The following is a 20,700-nucleotide window of genomic DNA, read 5'->3' on the forward strand; positions in this document are numbered from 1 at the left end:
ATATTCATATTCTACTAAAAACTTTTATTGTTATGCCTTTTTTTAAATTTCATTTTGTAGAAGCTTCCCGGATGGCAGGTGTGAGTCGTCGGATGGCAGACCGGCTACAAGAGACGATCGGATGCCCGCGTGAACATATCGTGTTCGAGCTGATTCATTCCAGCGTGGTCGAAGATGTAACCATTAAGAGCGGTAATGATTGGCCTTATGTAGAAGTAGATTATTTTGAACGGCCTCCGGAGGTACAACACGAAGTTGCGAAAGTCATTTATGAATGTCTGATGGCCGCCGGATATCAGAATTCGGATGTATATTTTCGTTACCTGACTCCTGAGAATTATTATGAAAATGGAGCCTGTCTGAAATAAATATGTTGATAAAAAACGGGCCGATTTGGTGTGAAATATAAAAAGAATGCTTATGTTTGCGTATAGTATAAAACGCAACATAAACTATGGATGATGTCAGAGAATTAGTCTCTTATCTCAGTAAAGCTGAGCGGGGATATACCAAAACTTTAAATCGTGAGTTTTTGAAAGCCGGATTCGATTTGAGCAGGGAACAATATGAATTATTACAGGTGCTCTGGGCGGAAGATCACGTGAATCAGCAAACTATTTCCAAGAGGCTTCAGAAAGATAAATACAATGTGACGAAACTATTGAATACCCTGACGAAACGTGGGTTTGTGCAGCGGAAAATGTGTCAGGAAGATAAGCGGAATAATTTTGTGGTCCTGACCGAAAAAGGCATAGAGGCCAAAAAGGTTTTGACCAATATCGAAGAGCAGGTACATGCTGACCTGACTTTTACCATTGCTCCGCAGGAAATTAAATCTTGTGTTTGGGTGTTGAAGAAATTAACGGATATGATGGGCTAACGTCATATCCGTTGTTGTTAAATAAACCATGAAAAACAAATAAAATGGAAATTTTTAAAGGATTACAACCCGAATTGGTGTGGAGTTATTTCGAAGAGATCTGTAAAATTCCCCGCCCATCTAAAAAAGAAGAAAAAATAGCTGCCTGGTTGATGGAATTTGCTAAGAAACATCAGCTGGAAGCTCGTCAGGATGAAGCAGGTAATGTATTGATTACGAAGCCGGCTACTCCGGGAAAAGAACAAACCCCGGGTGTGGTTTTACAAGCACATATGGATATGGTTTGTGAGAAAAATGCAGATACCGTTCATGACTTCGATAAAGATCCGATAAAACCTTATATAGACGGTGAATGGGTAAAAGCCAAAGGTACGACACTGGGAGCGGACGATGGTATTGGAATAGCTGCTGCATTGGCTGTTTTGACAGATGAAAATATTCAGCACGGACCTTTGGAATGTCTGTTTACCGTTGACGAAGAAACCGGATTGACCGGGGCTTTTGCTTTACAGCCTGGATTTTTTCAGGGCAAGATATTATTGAATCTGGATTCGGAAGATGAAGGGGAAATTTTTATCGGATGTGCCGGTGGAATCGATACCGTTATTCGCTTGCCTTACCGAAAAATGGTTTTACCTGCCCATAAATTTGCTGTTCAGGTTAAAGTGAAAGGATTGCAGGGCGGACATTCCGGTGATGATATTAATAAAGGGAGAGGAAATGCGATCAAGATATTGAATCGCTTTCTGTGGGATTTGAATGAGCGGTATGGTCTGTTGGTTGCATCTTTGGAAGGAGGAAACCTGAGAAATGCCATAGCCCGGGAAGCTAATGCGGTGATCGTTTTCGATGAAGTCCTGAAAGAAAATATCCGGGTTGACTTCAATATGTATGCAGCTGAGATGGAGGAGGTTTGGAAAATAACAGAACCGGGACTACAGTTGGAACTGGAATCTGTCGATTTACCTGGAGAGGTATTGACTCAGGAATTTACCAATAAATTATTGAATGCCTTGTATGCTTGTCCTCATGGTGTATTCGCGATGAGTTATCGGATGCCTGGAATGGTAGAAACTTCTACTAACCTTGCAGCAGTGAAATTTATCGAAAACGATACGATCTTGATTACTACTTCCCAGAGAAGTGATGTCGACTCGGAGAAGATGAATATTGCTCATATGGTGGCTGCAGTATTCCGTTTGATCGGTGCTGAAGTGGAGCATGGAGAAGGATATCCGGGGTGGGCACCTAATCCGGAATCCGCTATTTTGAAAATTGCAGTGGAATCTTATAAACAACTGTTCGGTTATGAACCTGTAGTCAGATCTATCCATGCAGGATTGGAATGTGGACTGTTTTTGGAGAAATATCCCGGAATGGATATGATTTCCTTCGGCCCGACCTTACGTGGTGTGCATTCCCCGGATGAGAAAGTAGATATCGAAACAGTCGGGAAATGGTGGAAACATTTAGTGGATATTTTGGAACGTTTAACAAAAGAGGCCTAATGAACGATACAGGTAAAAGTGCTAAACTAGCCAAATATGACCGGCTGTATGAGCAAATTAAAGGTTATATTCATACCACTGAAGATATTTGGGCACGATTAGCGACCATGGAAGCTGTTTTGCACCATAAAATGCAGACATTTTTTTGGACCGGAGTATATGCGTTGATCGATGACGAACTGATCGTCCGTTCTTATCAGGGGCCTGTGGCCTGCCAGAAATTACGGCATCATACCGGAGTATGCTGGGCTGCTGTTTCTTCTGAAAAGACCGTTATAGTCGGGAATGTTGAAGACTTTCCCGGTCATATTGCTTGCAATTCCATGTCTAAAAGTGAAATTGTCATCCCTATTCGTGATCCCGAAGGAAAGGTTTTTGCTTGTCTGGACATAGATAGTGATAAGCTTGATGCCTTCGATCAGGAAGACGAAGAAGGATTGAAAAAAATTTTATCCTTGCTCTATGAATGAATAGAAAAGTAACCCCTGCATGTGAAAATAATAGCTCATTTGTAAAAAATCTGAAAATGATTTTGAATTTTAGAGAGACATTTTTACCTTAGGGGCTGTAACTATTATAAAAATGATAACTATTAAATATTATTCTGAACTATGAAAAGAATTGCATTTTTAATTTTAAGTGTTTTATTGACGGTAAGTGTTTTTGCTCAGGATCCGGGGGCTACAGAAAAAAATGCCGGTAATGCAGCTGTTAAAGCTAAAAATTATCCAGAGGCTTTCAAGCAATATGAAGCTTATCTGAAAATTGTAAACAATAAAGATAATGCAACTGTCTATAATACGGCTTACTGTGCTACTAAAATAAAGAATTACGCAGCTGCTGAGAAATATTTTGATATGTCTATCAAAAATAACTACAAAGGTGCGTCTTCTTATCTGGGAAAAGCACAGGCACAAAAAAGCCAGAATAAAACTGCAGAAATGTTGACCACTTTGCAGGATGGAATGAAAGCATTTCCGGGAAATATGAAGTTGGAAACCATGTATGCTGCTTATTATATGAAGGAAGGACAGACATTCCAAAAAGCAGGTGATGAAGCGAAGGCTGCTGAAAATTATACTAAAGTGGTGAATTTGACAACCAAGAGTTTTAAAACCCAGGGACTGGCCAGCTTAGCTAGTTTATACTTTAACAATGGAGCAAAGATTTTGCAGGCAGCAACTCCGATAGCGAATAGCGATAAAGCAAAATATGATGCTGAGAAAGCTAAAGCGGTGAACGACTTCAAAAAAGCAAAGGATTATCTGGTACAAGCTCAATCTTTAGATCCGGCAAATCAGGATGTAAAAGATCTGATGAAACAGGTAAACGAAGCTCTGAAATAAAAAATTTCAATACGAATAAAAACGGTTCCTCTTTTTCAGGAACCGTTTTTTGGGAACTTTGGGATGGACCTTTCGTCCGCTTTTTAGATTACTCATATCTAAATCATAGCAATGTTCGTATCATGGGAAGAAATTGATTTAACTATTTCTTTTTGGGAAAATAAAGTAAGTAGGAATAAGTTAATCAAATAGCCACCTCCCCCGAATAGGGAAGTGGTATATTATTAGAGTAAAGGATAGTTTGGTTTGTAAACCTCTATTTTATCAGTCAATATGAATTATTTCTTTAAACATAAGATTGGTAAAGATTTATAACCTAATTTTAGATCTTTCCGTATAGCTTTTAGTAGCTCTGTAAGGTATTTATTATGTAAATCAGTGGTTTTGCCTACACCCTTATCTTCAAATTCTAATAATTTGATAATAACCTTTTCATTAGCTATTAGTAATAGTTTATCTCGCATATAAACATAGTTTTTTAAAGCATCTTTATCATTAATGTCTGAGGCAGCATAATTATGGAGAGCTTCAATATATGCTATATAATGTTCTTCTTTTAGTTTTCTTGTTTGTAGGATTATTGTATTTTTATTAGCTAAGATTGCCCCTAAAACGGATACGATAATAGCAACTATTGCCCCGATGATTGATATATATAATTCCATTTATACGTATATTATTTATGCGTTCTAAAGTAATAAATAATTTTCTAATATAAAATTCCTCTCACTCCAATAAAAATTAGCTCTCTTACTTTAGGTTATAAAGGTAGCTTTATCAGCTTATGGGTTGTTGTACGTGTATATATCAAACAGTTGTCAATAATGTGTGAATGGGTTATGTATGCCATATCGACAAAGTTAATACCTCCCATGGAATAAGAAAAGGTAAACAAACCAACGGCAAGTTCTGTATAAGAGCCTTTACTGGTGTAGTCGTAGTTTATAACCATTCTAACATCGTCTTTCGTTATGGCTCGTTAAGGGCCGAAATCGGATACCAATAGTGTTTTCTGTAACTCCGTTGCTAGGTAGCCATCGCTTATACAAAACTGGCTCAATGGTACAGGAAAGTCGAGGAAAACAACTTCAAGGTTTTCGCTACCGTGACCAGAACGATTTAAGTATCACTATCAAACTATCTTGAATTATTTCGACTACAGGAGTACAAATGCGGCGGCGGAATCGTTTAATGCCAAAGTGAAAGAGTTTAGAAGGGTATTCAGGGGAATTAGAGATATTAAATTTTTCTTGTTTAGACTGTGCAAAATTTACGCATGACATAAAAAAATACAGGTTTTCCGATTGATCCCCTAAAACGACCAAAGACAGGGGTAAAAAAGAAAAGCAGCCACTTTCGTAACTACTTTATTTTTATGTGGTAGCACCTGGAATCGAACCAGGGACACAAGGATTTTCAGTCCTTTGCTCTACCGACTGAGCTATGCCACCAGTGCTGTTTTGCGAGTGCAAATATAGGGCGTTTCTATAAATCTGCAATAGTTTTGCGGGTATTTTTTATCTTTTTTCATTTCTTAGTCTGAAACACAGATAGATCATCAGGATAATCAAAGAGATAGAAGCCATGGGTACGGCTGGCTGAGCAATGGCCCAGACCGGTATAGCTATAGCCAGGATAGCCAGATAGAATTTCAGATATTTTCTGATGAATAGAGGAAGCGCTTTCCTGAAAATAAAAGGGATTACAAATAAATTGAGCGGATTGGCCCATAGGATATTCCAGTTTGGAGCAGTGATGGGGTGTGCTGTAAAACCTCCTAAGAATACAATCAAAATCCCTACAATTCCTGTGAAAAGGAGAAAAATAAGGGAAATGACATTCAATAATGACCGGCTTTTAACATATTGTAAAAGTAGGATCAGTAGCAGGCATCCTAGAGCAAAAACGAAAAGGGGAGTCCCATACCAGGAATTGGATAGGTTCATTTCCGGAGCCTGATATAAAACTTCGGCAGGTTCGGCCAGCAATTGTCCGTCGTATCGGGCATTTTTAAGTCCATACATCAGATAATCCGGCAAGAACATATATTGAAAAGTAGTGGCCGTACGATTACCCCTTTGCCCCAGGATCGTATGTATGCCCCATTGTACCCAAGGGGAAGCTTGCAAGTACTCATCCAGTAGATTCCAGAAATTTTTGTTTACATCCGGCATATTCCAGGCGACACTGTCGGGTAAACTTTTTAATAAGATATCCCTGCTTCGGGTGGTACAATTATCGAATAGAAAGTTGTAGAGATAATAGCGGTTTTGCGGGAGCAGGTTCTCTTCGAGCAGATCGAAAATCCGTTGTTTTTCCAGCGAATCCAGCCGGATAGTTTGAGCGTAGACCGTACGTTCTTCCAGCTGATAATTGTATATGAAATGGGAGAATTTCTGAACAGTCAGCTGATAAGGAAGCAGGCCTCGTGCATATTTTAAATAAAAATGGGGAGTAGAGAAGTCGAAAGTGCCATAATTGTACACCCTGTCGATTTGGTGTCGGGGATCGTTGATCCGGATGGCCGTATGACCGAAAAGAGAGTATAATTCGTTGCCGGGAGCACAAGTCAGGATACTGACTTCGGTCTCCGGAGAGAGTGTTAATCCTATTCCTTTAATAGAAATCAGACTGCTTATTATAAATAAAAAGATGATCTTTTTCATTTTATATGTCTTTTTATTCCGGATATTCAATATGACAAAGAAATAGAGCCTGTGCAGGAACAGAAGTACCTGCATTACAGCGGTTTTTAGATTCTATAATTTTGCGAACATCTTCTGGGGTCAGTTTACCTCTTCCCACGTCAATCAACGTACCGACAATCGCTCTTACCATATTCCGCAAAAAACGGTTGGCTTTTACCGTAAAAATCAGCTGTTTATCGGTCTCTTCCCACTGAGCTTCATATATAATACAATTATTGGTTTTGACGTCGGTATGAAGTTTCGAAAAACTGGTAAAGTCCGTATAATCGAATAACACCCGGCAGGCTTCGTTCATTGCCTGAATATCCGGCAGGGGATAAGCTTTCCAGGCAAATGGATAGGTAAACGGATCTTTTGTTTTATCGATATAATATTTATAGGTACGGGAAATAGCCGAAAAACGGGCATGTTTATCCATAGGTACCCGGTATATTTTGTAGATTGCAATATCTTTATCCAGTAATCCGTTCAGTTTATAGACCACCTGTTGCGGCTCCGGAAGTTCACATTCGATATCGAAATGAGCGACGAAAAATGAAGCGTGTACACCCGTATCCGTTCTACCGGCGCCGACGACGTATATGTCCTGGCGTAGCAAAGTACTGAGGGCCCGGTTGATTTCTTCCTGCACGGACGATGCTCCCGGCTGGATTTGCCAGCCGTGGTATCGGCTGCCGTTATAAGCTAATTCAATAAAATATCTGACCATTTTTTCTTATCTCCCGCGAAGATAAAAAATAATGCCGAATATTGTATATCCGGCATAGGGGTTTCTTTATTCTACAACGACTTTACTCTTTCCGTTGCCGGTCTTTACCAGACAAATTTTGGCAGGAATACGTTCGGTCAATTCCTGTACGTGGGATATGATTCCCACCTGCCGGCCTTGTGAGCGGAGACGTTCCAGGGCTTCCATGACAATTTGCAGGGTTTCGCTGTCTAAAGTGCCGAAACCTTCGTCGATAAAGAGATTTTCTTCGAAATGATTCCGTGAAGAAAAGGAAGATAAGCCCAAGGCTAAAGCCAGAGAGATGAGGAAGGATTCGCCTCCCGATAAAGAGAATACCGACCGGGCTTCATCGCAGAGATCGTGATCGATGACTTGTAGGGCCAACTCATCGGGTATACGCTGCAACTGATAGCGGGAGGTTAATTCCCGAAGTTGTATATTGGCGTATGATAACAGGATATCCAGCGTATATCCTTGGGCGATCTCTTTAAACTTATAGCCACTCTGTGAACCGATTAGATCGTCTAGTTTGCTCCATTGGTTTAATAATTTCGTTTTCGCATCGAGGGTATCCTTTAAGGTGGCCGCTTGTTTTTGGTTTTCTTCCTGGGTGTGCAGAGTTGCCAATACTTCGGTTTTTTGTTGGAGGATACGCTCGGATTCCTCTTGTAATGCGGTGTATTGACGCTGTAAAGAGGAAAGTGATTCCGATTGTGGATCGGGGCGGCCGGGCGATTGTAAATGATCGGCCAATTGTTTTTCACGTTCCCGTAGAGTGGCCAAAGCAGTCGTTACCTTATCCCGGAGGTGATTTTGTCTTTCCCGTTCTTCCCGGATTTTTTCAGGTGCCACTTGCAATAGTGAAATGAGAGTGGCTTCGGTTAGCTGAGCAGGGGCTGTCCGATTGTATTTTTCCAGCCATTCGCCTAATTGCCGGGTGGCTTTTTCCAGGCGCTTTTGATATTGGTCACAGGTGGTACGGAGTTGGGTGATTTTTCCTTTTAGTTGTTCCGATTGGCCTGAAAGCTGTTCTTTCTGCCGGATGGCTGTTTCCAGTTCCTGAGTCGCCCTTTCTGTTAACTCTTGCCAATAACGTTCGGTTTCATCGACTGTTTGACCTTGCAGAAGCCGGGCCCGTTTCCGGATGAAAGACAAAGTCTCTTCAGAGCGTTTTTTCAAAGCCTCGGCGGCTTCTGTTTCGCTTTGGCGGAAGGATTCCAGGTTTTTCTGATTCTCCTCGTATTCAGCTACCGATTGAAGCAATAGTTTTTCATTTTCTGCCGATTGCAGCGTTTTAGTTTGCCATTTTTGAGCAGCTGTGGTCAGTTCCTGTTTGAGATCCGGGTAGTTATCTTCCCAGCGTTGTCGCCAGGTAGGTGCATGCATAAAAGGAGCGACCTTTTCCAGTGAAATATTTTGCTGGACTTTCAGGCCTTCAATGATCTCTTGCAATTTAGATAGTTCAGTGGCTTGACCGACTACCTTTTCCTGGGTCTGCTGAAATGTTTTTTGCAGGGCATTGTTTTGGTTTTGTATTTTATCCAGTTCTTTTTGGAGCGTTTCTAACTGATGTTGCCGTTGCTCCCATTCGTTTTCTTTCAGACAAATACTTTCCAATTCTTTTTGGCTGATATTCAGCTGTTCTCTTAGGTTTATCCGATTTTGTCCGTTAGAAACAGACCTATCCGAATTAAGCTCCTTGATTTGCTGGCAAATCTCTTCGCATTCTTCTTGCGATTCATATTTTTCATTTTGTAATACGGGTAATACTTCTCCGAGGTACCGGTGTTCGGCTTCAAGACGCGCATTTTCGGTTTTTAACCGATTATATGCTGCTTCATGCTGTCTGACTTCTTTTTCGAGTGTTTCGAGCAAGCCGTCGGCCAGGGGATGATGTGCCGCATAAGGGTGGGATTGGCTGCCACATACCGGGCAAGGGGTATTTTCTTCCAGTTGGGCCCGGAGTCGAACGACATTTTCTGAAACCGATAGTCGGGCTTGTTCCAAAGTGTGGCGTATGGTCGTGTATTTTATTTCTGCAATTTCGATTTCTTTTTTGTATTCGGTCAGGCGAACTTTGAGTGCTTGTAAATTTTGTTGTTGTTGTTGCAGTTTATCTTGCCTTTTTCTCAGTTCTTGCCGGGTCTTATCTAGTTTTTCCGTCAAGGTAATTTCCTGAAGCAATCTTTCGCGTTGTAGGCGGAGTTGTTCTTTACGATTGCGAAGTTCGCTTATGGGAAACCGGTTGACCGATATTTGTTGTTGCTGGCGCAACTGCAGGAGGTCATTGTGACGTTGTATGGATGTTTCGATCTCACGGCGTTGAAGTTCCAGCTGTTGCCGGCTTACTGTTAGTTGTTGTAGAGTAGAGGTATATAAAGATTGATTTTCTATAACCTGCAACCTTTGGGTATAAGCTGTATCCAGAAAACTTTCGATCAGCTTTATGTTCAGGCACATTTGTTCATGTTGCCTGTTTTTCCTGAACCATTCTTTTAATTTATCGTCTAATTCTCTCTGTTGCAGAATACGGGAGTATCTGCTATCCTGAATTTTTTGATGCACTTTGATTTTATCTTGCAGGTCGGTTAAAGTTTTCCGGCTCTCTTGTTCTACCTGCCGGGCATTGACAATTCCGATATCTAAACGACGGGCTTCTAAAAGTTCCGGTTTAAGCTTATTGTACTGGGTTGTATATTGGTTTACCAATGATTTTTGCCGTTCCACCGATTGAAGGGTTTGCGTGGCTTTTTCGTTCAGATCGGAGAGCGCCTGTTCTGTTTGTCGTAATAATTCAGTTTGGCTTACTAAATGAGTGGTACATTCATTTTTTTCAATCCAAAAAAGACGGCTGCTTTCGATGCTTTCCATCTGCTGTAACCAGACTGACTGGGCTTGTGCTTCGGCTTGTACTTTTTGGGCATCCGAAAGGGTGGCCTGGGCTTCCGATTTAGATTGATTGATTTGTTCTAATTGCTCTATCCAACGTATTTTACGTTGGATTTCTTCATTTTTTTGTTGAAGAGCCTTTTCGTGTTTCAGGAGTTTGGCCGATTGTTGCTGTAATGTCTCGATTTCTTCCTGGGTAAGCAGGCGAATATTCCCCATACGGGCGGAGAGTTCTTTCCATTCATTGCGGATAGCTGTCGTTTTGGAATAGACCGTATTCGAGATAACAGAATAGATTTCAGTACCGGTCAGTTTTTCGAGTACTTCGGCCTTTTCTTCTTTCCGGGCTTTGAGGAATCGGGCAAATTCATTTTGTGCCAATAAAACGGTACGGGTGAATTGATTATAATTCAGACCGATGAGTTGAATCAATTTATTCTCCGATTCACTGATTCCTGTAGTGATAGGAGACGGATCTCCAAGGGGGTATACCCGGAGTTCTGCAGGTTGAAGTTTCCCGCTTATTTTATTATTGGCTCGCCATACCCGCCATACCGAGCGATAACTTTTTCCGTCTACAGCAATAAATTCTACAGCAGCCATCGCTTCGGCAGTACCTCTGCGGAGTATTTGACGACGATCTCCCTGTTGAATGAATTCTTGTCCGACATCCGGCATTTTAGTACCTTCAATACCGGTGGTGCGGGGCATATTGTTGAATAAGGCCAGACAGATAGCATCCAGAATAGTCGATTTTCCGGCACCGGTGGGACCGCATATTGCGAAGATCCCGGCAGATCGCAGAGGAGCTGCCGTAAAATCGATATCGAATTCTCCGGCAATAGATGCCAGATTTTTTCCTTGTATACGTAATATTTTCATTGTTTTTCTCCCATTTTCAGCTGTGATTCTTCAATGACTTCCCGGAATAAATGAGCCAATTCTTCGGGCAGAGGATTTTGATATCGCCTTTCGTATACTCGGTTCAACAGCTTCCAGGGATCCAGTAATTCTTCGGTGGTGAGCGTATTCTCGTTTTTTGTAAGTTGTACTGTATCCGGATAAAAGGGGAGTACCCGGGTTAAACGCACCTGTTTGGTGCGTAGGGCTTCCTCCACTTTATTGCGCAAAGCAGGTTCCGGTTCGGTGAGTAGTACCCTGACTTCGAGGAAAGGGGCCGGATGATCGTCTCTCTCTTCCGGGAGCTGAGAGAGGCGATTCAACACTTCGTCCAAGGGGGCCGGATGTTTAGGGATACGAAGTAAAGTGACTAAAGGATTAAAAATAATTTTAGTCTGATTTTGAAGTATTCCTTTGTCGATCTCCAGTAAGATCACTCCGTGGCGGTAATTTTCTTCTGCAAAAGACATGGGTAACGGACTGCCGGCATAGCGTATCTCGTTGCGGTTGGCAATCTGCTGTTCCCGGTGGATATGGCCCAAAGCTCCGTAAGTGATTTGGGAAGGGAAGACACTGGAAGGAATCCCTTCGAGTCCGCCGATGATCAGGCGTTCACTTTGATCACCTTCGGAAATCTGACTTCCTGCGGCTTGCAGGTGTCCCATAGCAATGATGGCTTCTTGTTTTTGCCTGCGTTCTTCGACGCAGGCAACCAGCGTGTCGTACATGGCCTTAACCCCTGCCTGATAAGGATCTCCTTCACTCTCGACTGCCGGATAGTCTCCCTGTCGGAGATAGGGTACCGCCAGACACCAACCTTGCCGTTTCCCCGATCTGTCTTTCAGTTCGATGATTAATTCCTCCGTATCGATTGTGCCGTCTGCTCTTTTACGTACTGTACCCCGAATTTGTATGTTCATTTCTTCGAGTAAAGGAATCGGGGTTTCGAGCCGACTGGCAGAATCATGATTTCCTGCAATCAGGATGATTTGTAAGCCCGGATTTTGTTCTGTTACCCGGCGTAGGAACCGATAAAATTGACGTTGTGCCTGAGCAGAAGGATTAGCTACATCGAATATATCTCCTGAAATAAGAAGCACATCGATTTGTTGTGTGGTAATTTGATCTGTCAGCCAATCTAAAAAATACTGATGTTCCTGAAAACGGTCATAGCCGAAAAAGGTCTGCCCGATATGCCAGTCTGCTGTATGAATGATTTTCATGTCCTGTCATTTGGACAAAAATAGTAAGATTTGCAGATATAACCAAATAGCTCACGGGCTATGGTAATCCTACCATAGCCCGTGAGCTATAGCCGGTGATAATGGCAAGTCATCAGCTTACCGGATTCATCGTGTAGGTGCATGCCATTTCCTTCGCAATAACGGAACAGGTTGCAATCGGCACATTCGCCCTGACGGGCCCATTCCCGGTTCCGGAATTTTTCGAAGCGGTTGTTCCACACTTCCATAAAATCATCCTGGTAAATATTCCCTTGGTCGTAGTTGGCCCGGATACTGGGACAACCCGATATCGCTCCGTTAATGCGGATAGATCCGACAGAAATTCCGGCATGGCAACGATAAAATTGGTCACGGACTTCAGCTTCATAAGGACCTAAAAAACCTTCACAAGCGAAATTGACGTGAATACGACCTTCTTGCCGGGTTTGACGGATAAAATCCAATACTTTTTTGAATTGGGAAGAAGATAGTTGTAATTCAGGCACTTGTGCTGCTCTGCCTGCGGGAAAGATGGTAAAGATACGCCATTGTCCGACTCCTAGTTCGATCAAATATTCTTTGAAAACGGGGAGAGTATTGATGTTTTGTTGATTGATACAACTGACGACATCCCATACGATTTCTTTTTCCCGGCTCAGCATTCCGATAGCCTGACTGGCCCGGCGAAAGCTTTCCGGATGTCGGCGTAACCAGTTGTGGGCATCTTCCGGTCCGTCCAGACTTACGGTAATGCTGTGCAGGCCTGCTTGTAAAAGTCTGTCCAGCCTCTGACGGGATAATAACAAACCGTTGGTTACCAATCCCCAGGGGTATTCCCGGCGATAACATGCCCGGCCACACTCTTCCAGATCTTTGCGCATCAGAGGTTCTCCACCCGTGAAAATGATAAAAACCCGGTGGGGATCGACCTGTGGAGTAATGTTGTCCAAAGCCTTTAAGAAGTCTTCTTTTGGCATATCGGGTTGCCCGGAAATCGCTTTGCAATCACTGCCACAATGCCGGCAAGCGAGATTACAGCGAAGGGTACATTCCCAAAAAAGAGTATGTAATTCGTGTTTTTGCCGGATCAGCTGTTCTTTTTGTCGGAAGAGTTCCAGGCCCAGGCGTTTCCGGAGGCTGATGGAATTATTCATGATCTTCTTCTTTTTGAGGAGTCAGTATGATTTTTACTTCTTGTGTTGTATTTCCCCTATTCCAGCCTTCACCTCCCTGTAAATCTTTACGAAGGAAGGTTACTTTCAGAGAATCGGCCTGGTAGTACGGATTATTTTCGTCGGGGTTGATTTTTAAATTATACTTCACCGTATCGATCGGGAACGCTGCTTGCCGGGTTTCGAATTCTCCTTCTTTTCCGGAGTATAACGTATCGTTGACCGGGTGGCTTCCATAGGGGGTATCGGGGATAAAATCAGGACGGGGTTCGTAACTGAATTCCATATCGGACACGATAATCTGAATATCGGATAGCGCCTGACCTGCCTGATCGGTGACTTTTCCTTTGATGGTATAGGAAGCTGTCGGCGTACCGTACATACATATGATGTTACCGGGATCGTCCCCGTTATCCTCACAGGAGGAGAAACCTAAAAATCCTAATAAAGTAGTCAATATCCAGTTCAGGCTACGATTCCAGCGATAATGTAATGTTTTCATGGTTTGTTTTTTTATGATTAAACTGTTTAAATGCCTTGATTTTCTTGAGGTCGGCCTTTCCGGACAGGTTGACGGTGAGAAATCGAAGGTCTTTCATATAATGAGTTGTATTTAAAAGTTCAAACGGAATCCGATTTGCCCCGTGAGGTTGAAAAACTGTTCCGAGCGAATCGTTTGTATTTCACTGGCCGGGGTCAGATTCCATAAAAATCCTCCTTCTGCATAGACCGATACATGGCGAATAATGGGGTAGGCAATACCTATTCGTGTGTTCGCTGACCAAAGCGTACCCGGTATTCGTCGACGCTGACTTTTATAGGCCGAATAGATTTTGCCTGAAAGATTAACTTCACAGACAATACCGGCAGACCAATAACAGTAGAAACGTTCCCAATGGGTCAGGCGATAACTGAAAGATGCCGGGATTCCCAGCATGTGCAATCTTTGACGCAATACATCGTAATCCGAACTTTCATATCGCCACTGGTTGCGTAAATAGCTATAGGTAAGTCCGGTATTGAAACTCCAACGGTCCGACAACGTGCGGGATATACTTATTCCGAAAGAGATGGGAGAGCTATGCTTCACTTTATCCGGTTTCAGATCGGATAACAGGGTGCGTGTCGAAATAGGGGATGTTCCGGCCTTCGTCAGAGGAGGTTTGGGGGTATTCCCCTGAAGATGATCGTTACAGGCATAATCGGGATAGCCGGCGGAGTTGCTGGAAATACCGGCTATATTAAAATTACCTCCTCCCATGCCCAAATGCCATTTCCGTGAGGCCTTTCGGACTTTTACCGGTTCGGTTTTCGTGTTGCGGACGATCAGTACCGGTGAAAAATCTGTTTCCAGAGCTTTACTTGCAATGACTATAGGTAATATTTTAGTTTCTTGACTTTTATATTTATCCGTTGAAATCGTTTTTCCAGTTGTGTAGATAGGTTTTCGAGTGAGAACAGGGAGGAGTGAATCGGCTATTTGATCCGTCGTAACTGTTCCGGTAAGCTGTGGTATTTGTATATGATCCACAATAAAAGGTTGTATTCTGTTTCGGACTATTTCTGTCGTAGTTTCCGGGATAAGACGATCGTATAAGAGTCCGCCTCCCACGAGTAAAAGGAGGGTTACGATAGCTGCCGTCCGGCGTATGGATCTGGTGGAAAACCGGGTAGGTCGTAGAGGAAGAAAACCAGCGAGGGTTTTCCATTGTTCTGAATCCGGTTCACATTCCCAATTATGCAACCGTTCCCGGAACAATTCTTCAAATCGGTCTCTTCTATCCATAGTCAATATAAATTTTTTATCATTTGTTGTAAAGTATAACGTGCCCTGGCATATTGTGATCGGGAAGTACCTTCTGTGATTCGGAGCATAGCTCCGATTTCCTTGTGTGAGAATCCTTCGATCGCAAACAGGTTGAAAATCGTTTGATATCCCGGAGGTAAACGATGAATTAAATCCAGCATTTCCTGGGCCGATATTTCTTCTAAAGCATTGGGAAAAGAAGTTTCCTGTTCTGTCTCCTCAGTGGGGAAGGTCAGAGGGAAAACTTTGGATCTACGGATTTTTTCCAGGGCACAATTAATAAAAATTTTCCGCATCCACCCCTCGAAACTCCCATTTCCGCTATATTCGTTCAGATTCGTAAATACCTTTATAAAACCTTCCTGTAACAGATCGTGTGCCATATCCCGGTTGCGGGAATAGCGCATACATACGCCCATCATTTTAGCGGCGTATCGTCGGTACAGTTCTCCCTGAGCTTTCCGCTTTCCTTTAAGGCATTCCTGAATCAGTAACACTTCATCCATTCACGTGATTTCTTTTTTCGTCAATAAGATGCATGGGAGAAACAAAACGTTGCATAAGAACAAAAAAAAATCTTGTTGTAAAATACATCGTTCTCCGGTTTTCCTCGTATTAATTTCGAGAGTGGAAAGAAATATAGATAATTTTATCCTATATTTGTGCTAGGTTGTTTGTTAATTTTGGGTCTTATTTGATATTTTTGTCGCTACTTTTTATAGTTATCGCTATGATGTTAAATATCAAGGAAAATATAGAAGAGATTGTGAAAACGTTACCGGAAGGGGTCAGGCTGATTGCCGTATCGAAGACGAAACCGGTGGAGTATATTGAAGAAGCTTATGCAGGGGGACAGCGTGCTTTCGGTGAAAACCGGCCACAGGAAATGGCTGCTAAATACCGGCAACTGCCCAAGGATATCGAATGGCATATGATCGGACAGCTACAAGAGAAGAATGTAAAATACATTGCTTCTTTTGTGAAATTGATTCATTCCGTGGATAGCCTGAAATTATTGCAAAAAATCGATCGTGAAGCGTTGAAAAACGAACGTATGATCGATTGTCTGCTGGAATTTCATATTGCTGAAGAAGAGACTAAATCCGGTCTGGATTGGGAGGAGGCGTGCAGGCTGCTTGAAAGTGATGAGTTTAAAGTGTTGGAGCATATCCGGATTGTCGGGGTCATGGGGATCGCAACCTATACCGAAGACCGTGAACAGATCCGAAAGGAATTCCGGGAACTTCACCGGATATTCGGGTTGTTGAAAGCGACGTATTTCCAGGAGGAAGAAAGTTTTAAGGAATTGTCCATGGGGATGTCCGGGGATTATCCGATCGCTGTTGAAGAAGGAAGTACGATGGTGAGGGTAGGAAGTGCGGTTTTTGGAGCCAGAGATTATAACAATAAATAATAAACGATAGAGATTATGGTAAATTTGAAGACAAAATTTATCGGATTGGAATTGAAGAGTCCGATTATTGCCGGGAGCTGTGGTTTGACTTCCGAGGTCAGTAAGATTGAAGAAATTGCTTTAAGCGGGGCCGGAGCTATAGTGTTGAAATCTATATTTGAAGAACAAATAAATATGGATGCATCTAAAGCATTGACCGATAATAGTTATCCTGAAAGTGCCGATTATATCCAGAACTATATTCGGGCTAATACTGTCCAGCAACATATCGATTTGGTGAAAGCAGTAAAAAATAAAGTGAATATCCCTGTTATCGCCAGTATCAATTGCTTACGGGACGGGGAATGGATTAGTTTTGCCAGTGAACTGGAAAAAGCCGGTGCCGATGCGCTTGAGTTGAATGCCTTTATCCTGCCGATGGATGAGTTTGCTGAGAGTGTGGAGGTTGAAAACATGTATTTCGATATCGTTAAACATGTGAAAAAGGTGGTTAAAATTCCGGTAATTGTCAAGATCAGCCATTATTTTACGAATTTGCCGGCTTTTGTGAGTAAGCTGAAAGCTTATGGTGCGGATGCCGTTACTATTTTCAATCGCTTTTACGAACCGGATATCGATATCGAACGGATAGCTGTCGGAGCGGCTTCTGTGTTCAGTATGCCGGCCGATTTGAGGACAACTTTGCGCTGGACCGGAATTCTGTCGGGGAAAGATAAACTTTTGCAACTTTCTTCTTCAACAGGTGTTCATAATGGAGAAGCTGTTGTGAAGCTTTTACTGGCGGGGGCGACTACTGTGCAGGTATGTTCGGCTATGTATGAACAGGGAATCGGTACGATCCGTACGATGAATCATTTTTTGAATAGCTGGATGGATAAAAAAGGCTTTGAGTCGATAGATGAATTCCGGGGAAGATTATCCTATGCCGATGCAGGTAATGCTGCCCGCTATGAGAGAGCACAGTTTATGAAATATTTTAGTGATCATAAATAAATTTCGATGTTACAAAATATGAAGTGTGTACTAGGGTTGTTTATGCTCTGTCTGTTAGCTTGTACGGAGAATAAATATGCAGGTATTCCTGAGAAATATCATGCCTTGTTGGATCAGGCATTGGTAAAAGCCGGGGATAATGCAACCGAATTGACAGCGGCATTGAAAAATGCTCCTGATAACCAAAAGGAAGGGATGGCTTTCCTGATTGCTTATATGCCGGAAAGAGATTTAAAGGAATTGACAGCGGATTTTTTATTGGAGAATACAGCCTATGCTTATCAGGCTCGTGAAAAATACGTTTGGGCCAGAGAGATTCCCGATACTGTTTTTCTGAATGATGTACTGCCTTATGTCAGCCTGAATGAAACCCGTGAAGGGTGGAGAAAGGAATTTTACGAACGTTTCGGGAAGTATGTACAGCATTGTAAGACGATTTTTGAAGCCATCGATTCGGTCAACCGGAATGTCCGGGATGAAGTATTGGTCGATTATAATACCAAACGTGAAAAACCGGATCAGAGTCCGTTCGAATCCATGCGGCAGCATATGGCTTCCTGTACCGGATTATCGATCTTGCTGACGGATGCTTTCCGGGCTGTCGGAATTCCTTCACGGGTGGCCGGTACTCCCAATTGGCACGACGAACGGGGCAATCATAACTGGACCGAGGTTTGGGCAGACGGAAACTGGTATTTTACGGAATTTTATTTTCCCGGTCAACTGAACAATGCCTGGTTTTTTGCCGATGCCGGGAAAGCGGTAAAAAACGATCAGCAGAAAGCTATTTATGCTTCTTCGTTTAAACCGACCGGAACCTATTTCCCTTTGGTATGGGATGAGAATATTCGTTATGTACCTGCTGCGAATGTAACTGATTTCTATACCGATCTATATAAATCGCATCTGGAAACGATCTCTGCGGATGGTAACCATGTTCCGTTGAGAATTATGATGTTTACAGATAATGCCTGTGTACAGAACTCGGAGGACCGGGTGGCTGCCAATCTGGATATTTTTTGCGGTAAATTGCAAATGGGAGGCGGGCGTACTGCCGGACCGACTCAGGATATGAATGATGTGCTCACCTTTATGTTAGAGAAAAATCAAACCTATACGGTGAAATATGCAAATGAAGCCGGAAAGATGAAGGAAGTGGAGGTAAAACTGGGCGAACAACCTGTCGAACTGAAGTTATATATGAAATAATACTTGAGAAAAGGGGAGAAAAGGGGCTTGGAAACAAGTCCCTTTTTTAGTTTATAAAGTTCATGGTTTGGAAACTGCCTTTCAACAGATCGATCAGCAGTAATTTGCCGGAAAGAGTATCCTGGCTTCCCAGGATAAGCTTGATGGCTTCATTAGCCTGGATCGAACCGACGACTCCCGGTAATGCGCCGATGACGCCTTGTGGTTGCTGAAACTCAGCGATAGCATCATGGTATTCGTAAAGGTCACGGTAAGTAGGACCTCCCTGGTAATTAAAAACGGAAACCTGACCTTTAAACTCACAAATACTTCCATAAACGAACGGTTTACCGTATCGGACGCAGGCTTCGTCGATCAGGTAACGGGAAGGCAGATTATCGGTTGCGTCTATTACCAGATCGTATTCAGCGATGATAAAAGTGTTTTCCGAAGTCAGCCGCTGAGCGTAGGGTACAATAGTTGTATAGGGATTTAAAGCCTGAAGCTTCCGGGCAGCGACTTCGACCTTCAGGGCTCCTAAACATTGGGTATCGTAGAGAATCTGACGTTGAAGATTACTCTCCGAGACTATATCATTGTCGAGTATACCGATCCGGCCGATTCCGGCAGCAGTCAAATAGAGTAAGACGGGGGAACCTAATCCGCCGGCTCCTACAACCAATACTTTCGCCCGTTTCAATTTTTCTTGTCCAGGCTCTCCGATTTCTTCCAAAATCAAATGCCTGGCATAGCGTTCTTTTTCTCCCATAGTCGATTATTTATCTGGTATTGGGGATGTAATTCCGGTTGAATTACATCCATCCGTCCCAGTCTTTCCATACCGGTTCGTATCCTTTTTGACGTATACTGTCGGCAACTTCCTCAGGAGTGCGTTCGTCACTGATGTGGAATTGTTCCAGAGCCTGAGGATAAGTGAAATACCCTCCGGGTTCGGTTTTCGATCCGGCACTCAGGGAAGTAATACCCAAAGGGAGCATATTATTGCGGAACTCGGCCCCTTCCCGGGTAGAAATCGAGATATCGACATCATGGTCGAATATACGGAAAGCGAAGATCAATTGGGCCAAGGCACGGTCCTCCAGGATAACATTAGGCTGGAAATGGCCTTCCGAAGGACGCATCCGTGGAAAATTGACGCTGTATTTGGTTTGCCAGTAATGTTTTTGCAGGTAACGCAGGTGGCGGGCCATCATAGTTACATCCGTACGCCATTCCTCCAGACCGATTAAAACTCCCAAACCGATTTTGTGTACATGGGCTTGCCCCATACGGTCGAAACCGTTGACCCGCCAGTCGAATTTGGATTTCATGCCTTTCGGATGATAAACGTTATAGCGTGCCCGGTTATAGGTCTCCTGAAAACAAACCACTCCATTTAATCCTGAATGCGTAAGACGTTTATAATCTTCTGCTTTCAGAGGCATTACTTCAATAGAAAGGTTAGCAAAAAGAGGATGGGCCAACTGCAATGCGCGTTCCAGATAGTCGACACCGGCCTCCTTCGGATTCTCCCCTGTAACGATCAATAAATTTTCAAAATTTCCCAGTTTTTTGATAGCATGCAATTCATTGAGAATCTCTTCCTCATTGAGGATGACCCGTTTGAGGGGATTGTTGTGATTGAATCCGCAATAGACACAGAAATTTGTACACGAATTAGTGATATACAAGGGGATATACATCGATATGGTTTTCCCGAATCTTTGTAAGGTATATTTTTGGCTTAATGCGGCCATCGGTTCCAGGTATTTCTCTGCAGCCGGAGAAATCAGGGCCATAAAATCGTCGATGGCCAACTGGCTTTTACTTAAAGCCAGTTCTACATCGGCGGCTGTTTTAGAGTAGATTTCCCGGGTCGTTTCTTCCCAGGAATATTTTTCAAGTTCTTCCGAAAACATATTATTAAAATTAAATCGGATTG

At 42.8% G+C, this 20,700-nt stretch carries 20 protein-coding genes and 1 tRNA gene; 9 read left to right on the forward strand and 12 right to left on the reverse strand.

What is annotated here, in order from left to right:
- Positions 1-32: 32 nt before the first annotated feature.
- The 5 genes from AC5RDS_RS16845 to AC5RDS_RS16865 all read left to right on the forward strand — a co-directional run bounded on the left by AC5RDS_RS16845 (position 33) and on the right by AC5RDS_RS16865 (position 3,734).
- Positions 33-368: a DUF1904 family protein gene (locus tag AC5RDS_RS16845; protein ID WP_013610928.1), complete on the forward strand. Its 336-nt coding sequence runs from the start codon at positions 33-35 to the stop codon at positions 366-368.
- Positions 369-454: 86 nt separating this feature from the next.
- Positions 455-880, forward strand: coding sequence for a MarR family winged helix-turn-helix transcriptional regulator (locus AC5RDS_RS16850; protein WP_013610929.1), 426 nt, complete (start codon positions 455-457; stop codon positions 878-880).
- A gap of 44 nt (positions 881-924) precedes the next feature.
- Positions 925-2,388 (forward strand): aminoacyl-histidine dipeptidase, encoded by a 1,464-nt coding sequence (locus AC5RDS_RS16855; protein WP_046406021.1) that lies wholly within the window; start codon positions 925-927, stop codon positions 2,386-2,388.
- Entirely contained in the window at positions 2,388-2,858 is a 471-nt protein-coding gene (locus AC5RDS_RS16860) for a GAF domain-containing protein (RefSeq protein ID WP_013610931.1), read from the forward strand. Before AC5RDS_RS16855 ends, AC5RDS_RS16860 begins: the two co-directional genes overlap by 1 nt.
- Positions 2,859-2,999: 141 nt before the next feature.
- Positions 3,000-3,734, forward strand: coding sequence for a tetratricopeptide repeat protein (locus AC5RDS_RS16865; RefSeq protein WP_013610932.1), 735 nt, complete (start codon positions 3,000-3,002; stop codon positions 3,732-3,734).
- A gap of 278 nt (positions 3,735-4,012) precedes the next feature.
- On the opposite strand, the gene AC5RDS_RS16870 is transcribed toward AC5RDS_RS16865, so the two are convergent.
- Complete coding sequence (locus tag AC5RDS_RS16870) at positions 4,013-4,399, reverse strand: hypothetical protein (RefSeq protein WP_118104695.1); 387 nt, start codon at positions 4,397-4,399, stop codon at positions 4,013-4,015.
- A gap of 477 nt (positions 4,400-4,876) precedes the next feature.
- Here AC5RDS_RS16870 and AC5RDS_RS16875 point away from each other — a divergent pair, with 477 nt between their 5' ends.
- A complete protein-coding gene (locus tag AC5RDS_RS16875) occupies positions 4,877-5,014 on the forward strand; it encodes a transposase (protein WP_229039691.1) in 138 nt (45 codons plus the stop codon).
- A 98-nt stretch (positions 5,015-5,112) separates the two neighbouring features.
- On the opposite strand, the gene AC5RDS_RS16880 is transcribed toward AC5RDS_RS16875, so the two are convergent.
- The 9 genes from AC5RDS_RS16880 to AC5RDS_RS16920 all read right to left on the reverse strand — a co-directional run bounded on the left by AC5RDS_RS16880 (position 5,113) and on the right by AC5RDS_RS16920 (position 15,669).
- Positions 5,113-5,185: transfer RNA gene (locus AC5RDS_RS16880), tRNA-Phe, on the reverse strand.
- 66 nt (positions 5,186-5,251) lie between these two features.
- Positions 5,252-6,400: an Lnb N-terminal periplasmic domain-containing protein gene (locus tag AC5RDS_RS16885; protein WP_041556330.1), complete on the reverse strand. Its 1,149-nt coding sequence runs from the start codon at positions 6,398-6,400 to the stop codon at positions 5,252-5,254.
- Positions 6,401-6,413: 13 nt separating this feature from the next.
- A complete protein-coding gene (gene truA / locus AC5RDS_RS16890; RefSeq protein ID WP_022160315.1) occupies positions 6,414-7,151 on the reverse strand; it encodes a tRNA pseudouridine(38-40) synthase TruA in 738 nt (245 codons plus the stop codon).
- Between the two features lie 66 nt (positions 7,152-7,217).
- On the reverse strand, positions 7,218-10,943 hold the full coding sequence (locus AC5RDS_RS16895) for an AAA family ATPase (RefSeq protein WP_118104697.1): 3,726 nt from the start codon (positions 10,941-10,943) through the stop codon (positions 7,218-7,220).
- The gene (locus AC5RDS_RS16900) at positions 10,940-12,184 is read right to left on the reverse strand and encodes an exonuclease SbcCD subunit D (RefSeq protein ID WP_349174834.1); all 1,245 of its coding nucleotides are present in this window, start codon (positions 12,182-12,184) and stop codon (positions 10,940-10,942) included. Before AC5RDS_RS16900 ends, AC5RDS_RS16895 begins: the two co-directional genes overlap by 4 nt.
- Before the next feature lie 86 nt (positions 12,185-12,270).
- Positions 12,271-13,338, reverse strand: coding sequence for a TIGR04133 family radical SAM/SPASM protein (locus AC5RDS_RS16905; RefSeq protein ID WP_494222415.1), 1,068 nt, complete (start codon positions 13,336-13,338; stop codon positions 12,271-12,273).
- Positions 13,331-13,858 carry a radical SAM-associated putative lipoprotein gene (locus tag AC5RDS_RS16910; protein ID WP_013610947.1) on the reverse strand — a complete coding sequence of 176 codons (528 nt, stop codon included), beginning with the start codon at positions 13,856-13,858 and terminating at the stop codon, positions 13,331-13,333. Before AC5RDS_RS16910 ends, AC5RDS_RS16905 begins: the two co-directional genes overlap by 8 nt.
- Before the next feature lie 111 nt (positions 13,859-13,969).
- The gene (locus AC5RDS_RS16915; RefSeq protein WP_013610949.1) at positions 13,970-15,142 is read right to left on the reverse strand and encodes an outer membrane beta-barrel protein; all 1,173 of its coding nucleotides are present in this window, start codon (positions 15,140-15,142) and stop codon (positions 13,970-13,972) included.
- Positions 15,143-15,144: 2 nt separating this feature from the next.
- Positions 15,145-15,669, reverse strand: coding sequence for an RNA polymerase sigma factor (locus AC5RDS_RS16920; protein ID WP_013610950.1), 525 nt, complete (start codon positions 15,667-15,669; stop codon positions 15,145-15,147).
- A gap of 224 nt (positions 15,670-15,893) precedes the next feature.
- Between AC5RDS_RS16920 and AC5RDS_RS16925 the strand changes: the two genes are divergently transcribed.
- Genes AC5RDS_RS16925 through AC5RDS_RS16935 form a run of 3 tightly spaced genes read left to right on the forward strand, consistent with a single transcriptional unit; the run spans position 15,894 to position 18,779 of the window.
- On the forward strand, positions 15,894-16,577 hold the full coding sequence (locus tag AC5RDS_RS16925) for a YggS family pyridoxal phosphate-dependent enzyme (protein ID WP_022160312.1): 684 nt from the start codon (positions 15,894-15,896) through the stop codon (positions 16,575-16,577).
- A 15-nt stretch (positions 16,578-16,592) separates the two neighbouring features.
- Positions 16,593-17,570: a dihydroorotate dehydrogenase-like protein gene (locus AC5RDS_RS16930; RefSeq protein ID WP_013610952.1), complete on the forward strand. Its 978-nt coding sequence runs from the start codon at positions 16,593-16,595 to the stop codon at positions 17,568-17,570.
- 18 nt (positions 17,571-17,588) lie between these two features.
- Positions 17,589-18,779, forward strand: coding sequence for a transglutaminase-like domain-containing protein (locus AC5RDS_RS16935; RefSeq protein ID WP_041557163.1), 1,191 nt, complete (start codon positions 17,589-17,591; stop codon positions 18,777-18,779).
- 46 nt (positions 18,780-18,825) lie between these two features.
- Here the strand turns inward: AC5RDS_RS16935 and AC5RDS_RS16940 are convergent, their stop codons facing one another.
- Both AC5RDS_RS16940 and thiH read right to left on the reverse strand, forming a co-directional pair.
- On the reverse strand, positions 18,826-19,527 hold the full coding sequence (locus AC5RDS_RS16940; protein ID WP_013610954.1) for a HesA/MoeB/ThiF family protein: 702 nt from the start codon (positions 19,525-19,527) through the stop codon (positions 18,826-18,828).
- A gap of 43 nt (positions 19,528-19,570) precedes the next feature.
- A complete protein-coding gene (gene thiH, locus AC5RDS_RS16945) occupies positions 19,571-20,677 on the reverse strand; it encodes a 2-iminoacetate synthase ThiH (RefSeq protein WP_013610955.1) in 1,107 nt (368 codons plus the stop codon).
- Positions 20,678-20,700 lie beyond the last annotated feature (23 nt).

This window comes from Odoribacter sp. (assembly GCF_985060555.1).

Coding starts and splice junctions, on each gene's coding strand:
- AC5RDS_RS16845 (WP_013610928.1), top strand. CDS start 33: ATGCCTTTTTTTAAATTTCATTTTGTAGAAGCTTCCCGGATGGCAGGT.
- AC5RDS_RS16850 (WP_013610929.1), top strand. CDS start 455: ATGGATGATGTCAGAGAATTAGTCTCTTATCTCAGTAAAGCTGAGCGG.
- AC5RDS_RS16855 (WP_046406021.1), top strand. CDS start 925: ATGGAAATTTTTAAAGGATTACAACCCGAATTGGTGTGGAGTTATTTC.
- AC5RDS_RS16860 (WP_013610931.1), top strand. CDS start 2,388: ATGAACGATACAGGTAAAAGTGCTAAACTAGCCAAATATGACCGGCTG.
- AC5RDS_RS16865 (WP_013610932.1), top strand. CDS start 3,000: ATGAAAAGAATTGCATTTTTAATTTTAAGTGTTTTATTGACGGTAAGT.
- AC5RDS_RS16870 (WP_118104695.1), bottom strand. CDS start 4,399: ATGGAATTATATATATCAATCATCGGGGCAATAGTTGCTATTATCGTA.
- AC5RDS_RS16885 (WP_041556330.1), bottom strand. CDS start 6,400: ATGAAAAAGATCATCTTTTTATTTATAATAAGCAGTCTGATTTCTATT.
- truA (WP_022160315.1), bottom strand. CDS start 7,151: ATGGTCAGATATTTTATTGAATTAGCTTATAACGGCAGCCGATACCAC.
- AC5RDS_RS16895 (WP_118104697.1), bottom strand. CDS start 10,943: ATGAAAATATTACGTATACAAGGAAAAAATCTGGCATCTATTGCCGGA.
- AC5RDS_RS16900 (WP_349174834.1), bottom strand. CDS start 12,184: ATGAAAATCATTCATACAGCAGACTGGCATATCGGGCAGACCTTTTTC.
- AC5RDS_RS16905 (WP_494222415.1), bottom strand. CDS start 13,338: ATGAATAATTCCATCAGCCTCCGGAAACGCCTGGGCCTGGAACTCTTC.
- AC5RDS_RS16910 (WP_013610947.1), bottom strand. CDS start 13,858: ATGAAAACATTACATTATCGCTGGAATCGTAGCCTGAACTGGATATTG.
- AC5RDS_RS16915 (WP_013610949.1), bottom strand. CDS start 15,142: ATGGATAGAAGAGACCGATTTGAAGAATTGTTCCGGGAACGGTTGCAT.
- AC5RDS_RS16920 (WP_013610950.1), bottom strand. CDS start 15,669: ATGGATGAAGTGTTACTGATTCAGGAATGCCTTAAAGGAAAGCGGAAA.
- AC5RDS_RS16925 (WP_022160312.1), top strand. CDS start 15,894: ATGATGTTAAATATCAAGGAAAATATAGAAGAGATTGTGAAAACGTTA.
- AC5RDS_RS16930 (WP_013610952.1), top strand. CDS start 16,593: ATGGTAAATTTGAAGACAAAATTTATCGGATTGGAATTGAAGAGTCCG.
- AC5RDS_RS16935 (WP_041557163.1), top strand. CDS start 17,589: ATGAAGTGTGTACTAGGGTTGTTTATGCTCTGTCTGTTAGCTTGTACG.
- AC5RDS_RS16940 (WP_013610954.1), bottom strand. CDS start 19,527: ATGGGAGAAAAAGAACGCTATGCCAGGCATTTGATTTTGGAAGAAATC.
- thiH (WP_013610955.1), bottom strand. CDS start 20,677: ATGTTTTCGGAAGAACTTGAAAAATATTCCTGGGAAGAAACGACCCGG.